The 11,061-nt window shown below is 71.5% G+C and carries 10 protein-coding genes; all 10 read right to left on the bottom strand.

Going from position 1 to position 11,061, the window contains the following annotated elements; all coding sequences use genetic code 11:
* Positions 1-356: flavodoxin-dependent (E)-4-hydroxy-3-methylbut-2-enyl-diphosphate synthase (locus ACIP98_RS36000; protein WP_401980312.1), on the bottom strand; the 356-nt coding region annotated here is incomplete at its 3' end.
* 7 nt (positions 357-363) lie between these two features.
* Positions 364-1,392 (bottom strand): adenosyl-hopene transferase HpnH, encoded by a 1,029-nt coding sequence (gene hpnH, locus ACIP98_RS35995; protein ID WP_319657925.1) that lies wholly within the window; start codon positions 1,390-1,392, stop codon positions 364-366.
* Between the two features lie 5 nt (positions 1,393-1,397).
* Positions 1,398-2,036 carry a 1-hydroxy-2-methyl-2-butenyl 4-diphosphate reductase gene (locus ACIP98_RS35990; RefSeq protein WP_401980309.1) on the bottom strand — a complete coding sequence of 213 codons (639 nt, stop codon included), beginning with the start codon at positions 2,034-2,036 and terminating at the stop codon, positions 1,398-1,400.
* Entirely contained in the window at positions 2,036-4,063 is a 2,028-nt protein-coding gene (gene shc / locus ACIP98_RS35985; protein WP_401980307.1) for a squalene--hopene cyclase, read from the bottom strand. Before shc ends, ACIP98_RS35990 begins: the two co-directional genes overlap by 1 nt.
* Positions 4,064-4,161: 98 nt before the next feature.
* The gene (locus ACIP98_RS35980; protein ID WP_319657922.1) at positions 4,162-5,283 is read right to left on the bottom strand and encodes a polyprenyl synthetase family protein; all 1,122 of its coding nucleotides are present in this window, start codon (positions 5,281-5,283) and stop codon (positions 4,162-4,164) included.
* A complete protein-coding gene (gene hpnE / locus ACIP98_RS35975; RefSeq protein WP_401980306.1) occupies positions 5,280-6,737 on the bottom strand; it encodes a hydroxysqualene dehydroxylase HpnE in 1,458 nt (485 codons plus the stop codon). Before hpnE ends, ACIP98_RS35980 begins: the two co-directional genes overlap by 4 nt.
* Positions 6,738-6,923: 186 nt before the next feature.
* Entirely contained in the window at positions 6,924-7,832 is a 909-nt protein-coding gene (gene hpnD / locus ACIP98_RS35970; RefSeq protein WP_319658342.1) for a presqualene diphosphate synthase HpnD, read from the bottom strand.
* A gap of 26 nt (positions 7,833-7,858) precedes the next feature.
* Positions 7,859-8,797 carry a squalene synthase HpnC gene (hpnC, locus tag ACIP98_RS35965; RefSeq protein ID WP_319657920.1) on the bottom strand — a complete coding sequence of 313 codons (939 nt, stop codon included), beginning with the start codon at positions 8,795-8,797 and terminating at the stop codon, positions 7,859-7,861.
* Positions 8,798-9,191: 394 nt separating this feature from the next.
* A complete protein-coding gene (locus ACIP98_RS35960) occupies positions 9,192-10,121 on the bottom strand; it encodes an ABC transporter permease (protein ID WP_401980303.1) in 930 nt (309 codons plus the stop codon).
* 77 nt (positions 10,122-10,198) lie between these two features.
* The gene (locus ACIP98_RS35955; RefSeq protein ID WP_319658341.1) at positions 10,199-11,044 is read right to left on the bottom strand and encodes a glycosyltransferase; all 846 of its coding nucleotides are present in this window, start codon (positions 11,042-11,044) and stop codon (positions 10,199-10,201) included.
* Positions 11,045-11,061: the final 17 nt, after the last annotated feature.

Below are 11,061 nucleotides of genomic sequence, written 5' to 3'. Positions count from 1 at the left end.
CGCACCGCCGCACACCCCGCGTCGATCGCCGCGAACACGTACTTCGGCTGGAAGTGGATGTCCGCGATCACCGGGATCTGCGACTTCCTCGCGATCTGCGGCAGTGCGTCCGCGTCGTCCTGCGAGGGGCAGGCGACCCGCACGATCTGGCAACCGGCCGCCGTCAGTTCGGCGATCTGCTGCAGGGTGGCGTTGACGTCGGCGGTCGGTGTCGTCGTCATCGACTGGACGGAGACCGGGGCGTCGCCGCCCACCGCCACCGGCCCGACCTGGATGCGCCGCGAACGGCGGCGCTCCGCGAGCGGTCGGGCCGGTACGGAGGGCAGGCCGAGCGACACACGCTCGACTGCTGTCATCGCGACGTCACTTCCCGCGGTTTCCGGCGACGGTCTCGCGGCCCGCCCTGATGGACTCCTTGAGGGAGGTCATCGTGGCGAGCACGGCCGTCGGCTCGTAGCCGCAGTGCGCCATGCAGTTGGCGCAGCGCGGGTCCTTGCCGCGGCCGTACTTGCTCCAGTCGGTGTCCTCGATGAGCTCCTTGTACGTGGTCACGTACCCGTCGCTCATCAGGTAGCAGGGGCGCTGCCAGCCGAAGAGCGAGTAGTTGGGAATGGCCCACGCGGTGCAGGGGAAGTCGACCTTCCCCTCCAGGAAGTCCAGGAAGAGCGGACTGTGGTTGAGCCGCCACCGCGCCCGGTTGCCGCCGGAGAAGGCCTTCCGGAACAGCTCGCGGGTCTGCTCGACGCCGAGGAAGTGCTCCTGGTCGGGAGCCTTCTCGTAGGCGTACGCCGGCGAGATCATCATCTCGTCGACCTCGAGCTCGTCATTGAGGAAGTTGAGCACCTCGATGATGGTCTGCGGGGTGTCGGTGTTGAAGAAGGTCGAGTTCGTGGTGACCCGGAAGCCGCGCCGCTTGGCCTCCTTGATCGCCTCGACGGCCTCGTCGAAGACGCCCTCCTTGGCCACCGATTCGTCGTGCCGCTCGCGCAGGCCGTCGATGTGCACGGCGAACGCGAAATACCGCGACGGTGTGAACTTCTCCATCTTCTTGCGCAGCAGCATGGCGTTGGTGCAGAGGAAGACGTACTTCTTCTTCGCCACCAACTGCCGCACGATCTCGTCGATCTGCGGGTGCATCAACGGTTCTCCACCGGCGATGGAGACCATCGGCGCACCGGATTCCAGTACGGCGCCGACCGCCTGGGCGACGGGCATGCGCTGCTTGAGCACGCCGGCGGGGTGCTGGATCTTCCCGCAGCCCTCGCATTTCAGGTTGCAGGCGAAGAGCGGCTCCAGTTCGACGATGAGAGGGAACTTCTCGCGCCTGCGGAGCATTTTCTGTTCGAAGAGATAGGTGCCGACCCGGATGGACTGACGAAGAGGCATGGCCATCTAGCTCACCTCCAGGGGAGCGCGGTAGAGCGGTGCCAATCAAGGAACGCGGGAAGAAGATCCCTCAGTACACGGAACGCGGTGATCCCGGTGCGGAGGGTGCCGAGGCGCACGAGCTCGAACTCGGGCGTGTCGACGACCACACGGGCCGCCGCGACCGGGCGTGGACCCCGGGCGAGCGCGGCCCGCATCATCGCCGCCGACTCCATGTCGACGGCGATGGCGCCGGTGGACCGGAGCGCCAACCGCTCCGGTCCCCGTACCACATGGTCGGACTCCGCGAGCCGGCCGATGTGCACGGTGTGCCCGGCCGCCTTGAGCGCGGCGGCCAGTGTTGCACCGTCCTGCGGGCCGTCGGCGACGACCACGTCGCCGGGCCGCATTCCGGTGGCCAGTCCGGCACAGAAGCCGGTGGTGAGGACGGGGGCCCCGTCCAGCGCGGGGTCGCGCAGCGCCTCGGTGACGGCGCGCTCGGCCGCCTGCGGTCCCATGCCCGTGCGCACGAAGACGACCGGAGGTCCCTCCCCCTTGGCACGGCGCGAGGAGACCCCCGCCGCGGCGCGCGCACGGCCTCCGCCGCGCAGTGCGAACCGCTCCATCCGCAGCGCGCAGACGATGAGCAGAGGTGGGCCGGACGGCCCCATCAGTCCCCCTTCCGAACTCCGCCGAAGGGCTCCCCGTGCACATAGCGCCCGAGGGCGGTGAGCGGGAACACCATGCGGTAGAGGTGGTAGTTGATGGAGAAGTCCCGCGGGAAGCCGGTGCCCGTGAAGTACGGCTCGTCCCAGGAGCCGTCCTCCTTCTGCGTGTCGACGAGCCGGCGCACGCCGCGCGTGACCGCCTCGCTCTCCCGCTCCCCGGCCGCCAGCAGGGCCATCAGCGCCCAGGCGGTCTGGGAGGGGGTGGACTCGCCGCGGCCGACCCAGTCGGCGGAGGAGTAGGACCGCAGGTCCTCACCCCAGCCGCCGTCCTCGTTCTGCACGGACTCCAGCCAGGACACGGCCCGCCGGACGGCGGGGTGACTGCCCGGCAGCCCGGCCGCGACGAGGGCGGGGACCACCGACCCCGTGCCGTAGATGTAGTTGACGCCCCAGCGGCCGAACCAGGCCCCGTTGGGCTCCTGTTCGGCCAGCAGCCAGTCGATGCCGCGCCGGGTGTGGGGGTCGTGCTCCAGACCGAGGGCGGCCAGCATCTCGACCACGTGCGCGGTCACGTCGGCCGAGGGCGGGTCGATGACCTCGCCGAAGTCGCAGAAGGGCAGCCGGTTGGGGAAGCGGCTGGTGTTGTCGGCGTCGAACGCGCCCCAGGCACCGTTCTTGGACTGCATCCCCAGGTTCCAGCGCACGCCGCGCTCGACGGCGGACCGCACCCTGCCCGGCTCGGGGTGGTCGACGCGCAGCAGGGCGAGGACGACCTCGGCCGTGTCGTCGATGTCGGGGTAGGTGTCGTTCTCGAACTCGAACGCCCAGCCCCCGGAGGGCAGGTCGGGCCGCTGCACGGCCCAGTCGCCGCGCTTGCTGATCTGCTCGCCGAGCATCCACTCGGCCGCCTTGACCAGTGCCGGGTGGTCGGCCGGGACCCCCGCGTCGGCCAGGGCGATGGCGGCCAGACAGGTGTCCCAGACCGGCGACTGGCACGCCTCGATCATGCGCGTGTCGTCGTCCGGCCAGACCGCGAAGTCGTCCAGCGCCCGCAGGCCGGCGCGGAGCACGGGGTGGTCGAGGTCGTAGCCGAGCAGATGGAGCGCGATCACCGAGTAGACGGCGGGAGGCTGGATGCCGCCGAAACAGCCGTCGTTCTCCTGCCGCTCGATGATCCAGCGGGCCGCGGAGCGCAGTGCGGCCTGGCGCAGCGGGCGGACGCTGACCTTGCGGTAGGCGTGCAGGGCCCGGTCGATCCGCTGGAACACCCCGTCCCAGCTGCCGAGGAAGGCGCGCTTGACCGGCGGGTTCGGCCGCGCCGGGTCGACGTGCAGTTCGTCGAGTCCGAAGGAGACCGGCCGCACCGGCCGGTGGGCGGCGACGACGGTGAGCGGCACGATGGTCTGCCGGGCCCAGCTGGCGAACGAGTAGATGTTGAGCGGGGCCCACTTGGGCAGGAAGATCAGTTCCGGCGGCAGCTCGGGCAGGTCCTCCCAGCGCCACCAGCCGAACAGGGCGAGCCAGATCCTGGTGAACACCCGGGCCCGGGCGACACCGCCCTGCTCGCGCACGAAGGCGGAGGCCGAAGCCATCCACGGAGCGTCAGGCGCGTCTCCCGCGAGCCGGAGCGCGACGTACGCCTCGACGGTGGCCGAGACGTCGCCGGGGCCGCCGTGGAACGTCGGCCAGGCGCCGTCGCCGCGCTGCTGGGACCTGATCCAGCGGGCGGCGGCCGCGACGACCCGTTCGTCCTGGATACCGAGGAATTGACGGAGCAACAGGTCCTCGGCGTCCATCGTCACATTGGTCTCGAGGTCGCCCTTCCACCATCCGTCAGGGTGCTGACGGGCCAGCAGGTGGTCGGTGGCGCGGCGCGCCGCGTGTGCCGCCGCCTCCTCGACCGGACGTGTCGTACCGTCCCGTGACGAACCGGACGTCTGACGCGTCGGTCTGCCCGCTGCCTTCGTGCTGGCCGAGGGTGCCCCGGAGGCCGCGATGCCCCCGGAACCGCCGTCGGTCGTCGCTGTCATGGCTTCCCCTTTGCACAGTCGTTCTGTCTGCGGTGTTGGGGCTGCCGTCGGCCGCTATTGGCTACCGGCCGGCGACGTACTGCGCTCCACCTACGTCCTTACTTCTCGCGAACCACCACAAAATCCGCCAGGCCCACGAGCTTACGGCGAACTTCACCCGACATGTCCATTTTGTCGAGTGCGGAAATTGCGGTGGCGTACTGACGTCGGGCCTCCTGGGATGTCCACTCCCGACCCCCAGCCTCCTCGATCAACGCCGCCCTCGTCGCGAACTCTTCCTCGTCGAAGGACTCAATATCATTACGGTCCAACGAATCCGCGGCCTTCGCATCCGCTGCCAGCAGCTCGGCCAGGCGCTCCGAGGCCGGACCCCCCGCGGCCAGCGCGGCCACCACGGGCAACGACTTCTTGCGCTGGCGCAGGTCGCTCCAGGTCTGCTTGCCGGTCGCCGCCGGGTCGCCCCAGATGCCCAGCAGGTCGTCGATGGCCTGGAAGGCCAGGCCCAGGTGGTACCCGTACTCCTCCAGGGCGTCGGCATCCGCCTCGGAGGCGCCGCCGAGCACCGCGCCGATGGACGAGGCGCAGGCCAGCAGGGCGCCGGTCTTGTTGCCCTCCATCTCCAGGCACTCCTGGACGGTGACCCGCTCACGGTGCTCGAAGGAGATGTCCTGTGCCTGACCGTCGATCAGCTTCCGGGTGGCGGTGGTGATCCGCCGGGTGGCCCGGCCGGCCTCCGCGGTGCCCTGCTCCAGCAGGATCTCGTTCGCGAGCGCGAACAGCGCGTCACCGACCAGGATGGCCTGGGCGGGGCCGTGCACCTTCCAGACCGTGTCGCGGTGCCTGCGCTGCTCGTCGCCGTCCATCAGGTCGTCGTGCAGCAGCGAGAAGTTGTGCACCAGCTCGACCGCGACCGCGCCGGGGATGCCGGTCTCCGGGCCCGCGCCCGCGGCCTCGGCGGAGAGCAGGGCGAGTGCGGGACGGACGGCCTTGCCGCTGTCACCGTGGGTGGGGTTGCCCGCGGCGTCGATCCACCCGAAGTGGTAGGCGGCGACGGTGTCCATGGGGGGTGCGAGACGGTCCACGGCGGCGCGCAGCACCGGCGTGGACAGCTCGCGGCCGCGCTCCAGCAGCGCGGTCACGGTCGCTCTGTCGACGCCCGCGTTCATCTGCTCGTGGCCAGCGGTCACATTGTCTCCTCGGGTTGCACTGGTGAGGCTCATGCCGGCTCCAGGCCCTCGATTTCGAAGGGGCGTGGGTCGAAGGGATGGCGGAGTGCGGTCAAAGCTGCTCGGGAGGCTTGCAAACCGCTGCGGACTGCGCTTTCCATGGTCGCGGGCCAGCCGGTGGCAGTCCACGCACCGGCGAGCCACACACCCGGTGCCCGGGTACGGGTCCCGGGGCGCAGGGCGCCGACACCGGGGGCGGGCGCGAAGGTCGCCGTCCGCTCCCTGGTGACGAAGAAGTCGCGGACGACCGCGTCACGCGCGGCCGGGAGCAGGCGCTCCAGCTCGGGCAGGTACCGCTTGCGCAGCTCCGCCACCGGGAGGTCGATCTCCTCCTCGGCCGCGGACTGGGACAGGGCGAGGTACTGGCCGCCGCCGGTGAGCCCGGAGGGCTCCGTACGGTCGAAGACCCACTGCACGGGGCTGCCCAGGGCCGCGAAGAACGGCTGCCGCTGCACCTCGCGGTCGTAGACGACGTGGACGTTGAGGATCGGCGCGGTGCCGATGCGCAGCAGGGCGCCCGGGTCCTCCAGGGCGCCCGCGGGCAGCAGTCCGTGCGCCTCCTGCTGCGGGACGGCCAGCACCACGACGTCGGCGGTGACGCGCTCGCCGCGGCCGGGGCCGGTCTCGGCCTCGACCTCCCAGACCACGCCGCCCTCGCCGCTCCCGCGGGTGTCGGCGGCCGCGCCGGACCGTACCGGCTCGGCCGCGTCCGTGCGGGTGACCGAGGTGACGCGGGCGCGCAGCAGGGTGCGCACGCCGGCCTTGTCCAGGGCCGTGCGGGCCCGGTCGTCGTGCAGCTCGCCGAGCGGACGGGCGGCCCAGCCGATGTCGGCGGCGCCGGGGTCGGAGAGCAGGCCGGTCTTGAAGACCTTCGCGGCCAGCGCGAGCGAGGACCGGTCGGCGGTGGCGTTGAGCGTCGCGACGCCGACCAGGTCCCACAGGGCCTCGATCGTGCGGGGCGACTGCCCGCGCCGGCTCAGCCAGCTGCCGAAGTCCACGGCGTCCAGCGCGGGATCGTCCAGGTCCAGTCCGCGCAGCGCCAGCGCGGCCCGGCCGACGGAGGCGCGCTCGGCGAGCGACAGGTGCGGGTAGGTGGCCAGGCTCGCGGCCAGGTGCAGTGGAACCGGGAGCGCGGCACGGCGCAACCGGCCGAGCCGCGGTCGCGCGCCGCCGACGTCGAGCACGGGCACGTCGAGCCGGTCCTGCACGGTGACGAGGTCGGTCGCGTCGATCCTGTCGAGGAAGCCGCGGTAGGCGTCGCAGCAGCGCAGGAAGACGTGCTGGCCGTTGTCGACGGTCAGGTCGCCGCGCCGGAACGAGAAGGCGAGGCCGCCCAGCCGGGGCCGCGTCTCCAGCAGGGTGACGCGCAGCCCGGCGTCGGCCAGGGCCAGGGCCGCGGTCGTGCCCGCGAGCCCGCCCCCGACCACGACCGCCGTGTGCTCAGCCATCCGCCCTCCCCCTCGGCACGCCCCGCGGGGCGCGCCGTACCGTTGCCGACAGTGACGCGCCGGACACGGTGCCGGTTGCCACGCCGGGGCGGAAAAACAGGTTCGTCCGCGGCGGAGCGGATTCCGTGCCCGGTCCGGACGGGCCGCCGGGAGCGGCGGCCGCGCCCGTGGCCGCTGGGGCGGGCGTCACACGCGCCTCCTGGCCGCCCGGCGGGCGTCGAGTCCGGCCAGGCCGCGGGCCGCGACGTACGCCTTCTCGTGGGCGGGAAGCGAGACCCGGCCGCGCAGCACGGCCTCGGGGTCGGCGGCGATGCGCTCCAGCAGCCGGCGGTAGATGCCCGCCATCGCGGAGACGCAGGCACCGCTGCGGCGGTCCAGCATGGGCAGCAGCCGGTAGCCGTCGGCGAACAGGGCGCGGGCCCGGCGCACCTCGAACTCGATCAGGCCGGCGAAGTCCGCGCCCTGCGGCGGGGTGTCGGAGTGGAATCCCTCCGAACAGCCGAACTTCGCCAGGTCGTTGGCGGGCAGGTAGGTACGCCCGTTGCCCGCGTCCTCGCGCAGGTCCCGCAGGATGTTGGTGAGTTGCAGGGCGAGCCCCAGGGTGTCGGCGTACTCGGCCGCGCGCTCGCGCTCCTCCGCGGAGGTCGCCGTCCCGAAGACGCCGAGCGAGAGCCGGCCGATGGCGCCGGCGACACAGCGGCAGTAGGCCGCCAGGTCCTCCCAGGTCTCGTAGGTGTCGCCGCGCAGGTCCATCTGGACGCCGTCGATGAGCTCGTCCAGCCCGCCGAGCGGGATCGGGAAGCGCCGCGCGGAGTCGGCGAGGGCCACCGCCACGGGGTCGGTGTCCTCCTCGGTGACCTCGCCGGCGCGGACCCGGGCCAGCGCCGCGCGCGTCTGGTCCAGCCTGGCCTGCTTGTCGGCGGGCGCGAGATCACCGTCGCCGATGTCGTCGACCCGGCGGGAGAAGGCGTACAGAGCCGACATCGCCTGCCGTTTGGGGGTGGGCAGCAGCCGGATGCCGTAGGCGAAGTTGCGGGCTTCGTGGCCGGTGACGCTCTCGCAGTAGGCGTACGCCGCGAGCACCGGTCCGGACATGCGATCGGAGCCGTTCACTGTCCGGCTCACCCCTCTCTTCGCAATGTCGACCCCACCTCGCGCAGGAGGCTGTACTTGCCCGCCTTCGGCGGCCCAGGCAGCACGTCGTACCCGGCGTCCGCGATCGCCCGGAGGGCGGCGCGGCCTCCCCCGACGAATCCGGCGAGCAGCAGCTTGAGCCTGCCGTGGACGCTACCCACCAAGGGGGTGCCTTCATTCAGAAGATCGCGGGCGCGTTCCGCCTCATGGGCCACCAGCGCGCGCACCGATGCGCCCGCGGTCGCGGCGGTGAGATCGGTTTCGGTCACGCCGAAGTGCTTCATGTCCTCGGCGGGCAGGTAGATGCGGTCGCGGCCGAGGTCCTCGGTCACGTCCTGGAGGTGCTCGACGATCTGCAGTGCGGTGCAGACCGCGTCCGAGCGGCGGATCCGCTCGGGGGTGGAGGTGCCGGTGATGCCCAGCACGAGGCGGCCGACCGGGTTGGCCGACAGCTCGCAGTAGGCGAGCAGGTCCTCGTACGTGGCGTAGCGGCGGACGAGCTGGTCCTGCCGATTGGCCTCCACGAGGCCGAGAAAGGGCTCCGGGGTGAGGCCGTGCCGCTGCACGGTCGGCCGCAGGGCGCGGAGCAGGGGGTGCCGGACGGTGTCCGGCGGGCCGTCGAAGACCCGGCGCAGATCGGCCTCGAAGGCGTCGAGCATGGCCACGCGGTCGTCGGCGGCGTCGGCGGGCAGCCCCAGGCGCAGGGCGTCCTCGCGGCCGCCGCCGGCCAGGTCGCCGTCGCCGATGTCGTCCACGAGCCGGGCGTAGCCGTAGACCGCCATGAGGTCACCCCGCCAGGAGCGGGGCAGGAAGAAGGGGGCGACGGGGAAGTTCTCCCTGGTCGCCTTGGCGAGGACGGCCTGTGAATGGGTGTCCGGGGCCGTGTCGCCCGAGGCCGCGGGGCGCAGGCCGGTCACCGTGGACATCCCGGTGTTCGGGCGGTGGGCGCTTTCTCCCCAGGGGTCCACAGAGCCATAGCCGTCACATCCCCCGTTCTACACTGATAGCCCATAACACCCAATTTCGGACACGCCGCTGCCATATCTCCTGCTCCGGGCCACCGCGCACCCGAACCGACTCTCCGGACGTATCACCTGAGATCCGGCGATTGAGTACCGCTACAGCTTACGGCGCAGGGCCACCCCGGCGTGCGCCGGGGTGCACAACGATGTCGATCCGCAAGCTCCAACGCACATTCGGAGGGTTGCCTTCCAGGGTGCTGGCAAAGTCCCGTAAAAATCAGGAGCCACACAGGTCCCGAATGACCGTTTCGACCGCACGCCTCACTACAGCGGGGCCAACACGTGGTGAATTTCGAGGTCAGCCGCGGCCGTACCGCTCCTCGGCCTTCCAGAAGTACACAAAACCGCCGACACCCATCGCCAGAGCCCAGCCCAGTGCGACGGCCCAGACATGCGGGGGCAGCTGGTCCGCGGTGAAGCTGTCGATCAGCGCGAAGCGTACGAGGTCGATGTAGACGGCCGCCGGATTGAGCTGCAGGGCCAGCTGGACCGGCGCCGGGGCGTGGGCCGTGAAGTGCGTGATGCTGTACATCACGCCCGAGGTGTACATCCATGTGCGCAGGATGAACGGCATGAGCTGCGCCAAGTCGGTCATCTTGCTGCCCAGCCGTGCCATGACCATCGCGAGTCCCGCGTTGAACAGCGACTGCAGCAGCAGCGCCGGCACGACGAGCAGCCAGGCCGTGCGCGGCACCTCACCGGTCATGAGCACGATGGCCAGCAGCACGAACATCGACATCAGCAGTTGCTGCAACTGCACGAGCGTGAGCGCCAGCGGCAGCGAGGCCCGGGGGAAGTGCAGCGCCCGGATCAGGCCGAGGTTGCCGGAGATCGAGCGGACCCCGGCCATCACCGAGGACTGCGTGTAGGTGAAGACGAAGACCCCGGTGACCAGGAACGCGATGAAGTTGTCCACGCCGCGGTCGGTGCCGAGCAGCAGGCCGAAGATGAAGTAGTAGACGGCGGCGTTGAGCAGGGGCGTCAGCACCTGCCACAGCTGGCCCAGCCGGGCCTGGGTGTACTGCGCGGAGACCCGGGCCCTGGCGAACGACGAGATGAAGTGCCTGCGGCCCCACAACTGCCGCACGTAGGCGGGCAGTCCCGGCCGGGCGCCGCTGACGGCGAGGCCGTACTTGGCCGCGAGGTCAGCCGGGGTCAGACCGTCGTCCGCGGACGACGCCGATCCGGCACCCGTGGCGACCGTACCGTCGTGCGTTGTCTCGCTCACTGTCGACACTTTCGTCCCGTGGGTGCGCGTCCGGCGGGGGCACCGGACGCGCCGTGTCCTGTCGACTTTCGAGCTTGTCAGATGATCGGGGGCCGGCCCAGTCGGGCGAGCCGCCAGACGGTGGACCACCGCATGGGCCGGCGCGGGCCGCAGGGGGTCGTCCAGCCCTCCCGGAACCCGCCGAACCAGGCGCGCAGCGCCGGTCGCGACGGCCGCCGCAGCAGGGTCAGCAGCATCCAGACGCCCAGGTACGCCGGTATCAGCGTCCAGGGCAGATTGCGCCGGGCGAGCCACACGCGGTTGCGGGCCACCATGCGGTGGTAGACCGCGTGGCGGCTCGGGGCGGTCAGCGGGTGGTAGAGGACCATGTCCGAGCGGTAGTCGATCAGCCAGCCCGCGTCGAGGGCCCGCCAGGCGAGGTCGGTCTCCTCATGGGCGTAGAAGAACTCGTCCGGCAACCCGCCGACCTGCTGGAAGACCTTGGTCCGGACGGCATTGGCGCCGCCCAGGAAGGTCGTGACACGCGAGGAGCGCATCGGGTCGGAGGCCCGCAGCCGGGGGACGTGGCGGCGCTGGGTGACGCCGGACTCCGGATCGGCGATCCGGAAGCTGACGATGCCGAGGTGGGGGTCGTCGGCGAAGGCCTCACGGACCAGGACCGCGGTGTCCTCGTTGGGCAGCAGCCCGTCGTCGTCCAGGAACAGCAGGACGTCGACGTCCCGGCCGCCCGGCCCGAAGACCTCGATGCCGACGTTGCGTCCGCCGGGTATGCCCAGGTTCTCGGGCAGTTCCACGGACCGCACGCCGGGCGGCAGCTCGGGCAGCGGCGAGCCGTTGCCGACCACGGCGACCTCTATCGCCGGGCCGGTCTGCTTGGCGACCGAGTCCAGCAGGTCGCGCAGCTCCTCCGGACGGTTGCCCATGGTGATGATCACCGCGC

This window comes from Streptomyces sp. NPDC088354, assembly GCF_044753585.1.
Classification (GTDB): domain Bacteria; phylum Actinomycetota; class Actinomycetes; order Streptomycetales; family Streptomycetaceae; genus Actinacidiphila.
This window is presented reverse-complemented; position numbering and strand designations above follow the sequence as displayed.

Bases quoted from the DNA above. Each gene is read 5' to 3' on its own strand.
- hpnH (WP_319657925.1), bottom strand. From the start codon at position 1,392: ATGGCCATGCCTCTTCGTCAGTCCATCCGGGTCGGCACCTATCTCTTC.
- ACIP98_RS35990 (WP_401980309.1), bottom strand. From the start codon at position 2,036: ATGGGGCCGTCCGGCCCACCTCTGCTCATCGTCTGCGCGCTGCGGATG.
- shc (WP_401980307.1), bottom strand. From the start codon at position 4,063: ATGACAGCGACGACCGACGGCGGTTCCGGGGGCATCGCGGCCTCCGGG.
- ACIP98_RS35980 (WP_319657922.1), bottom strand. From the start codon at position 5,283: ATGAGCCTCACCAGTGCAACCCGAGGAGACAATGTGACCGCTGGCCAC.
- hpnE (WP_401980306.1), bottom strand. From the start codon at position 6,737: ATGGCTGAGCACACGGCGGTCGTGGTCGGGGGCGGGCTCGCGGGCACG.
- hpnD (WP_319658342.1), bottom strand. From the start codon at position 7,832: ATGTCCGGACCGGTGCTCGCGGCGTACGCCTACTGCGAGAGCGTCACC.
- hpnC (WP_319657920.1), bottom strand. From the start codon at position 8,797: ATGTCCACGGTGACCGGCCTGCGCCCCGCGGCCTCGGGCGACACGGCC.
- ACIP98_RS35955 (WP_319658341.1), bottom strand. From the start codon at position 11,044: ATGGGCAACCGTCCGGAGGAGCTGCGCGACCTGCTGGACTCGGTCGCC.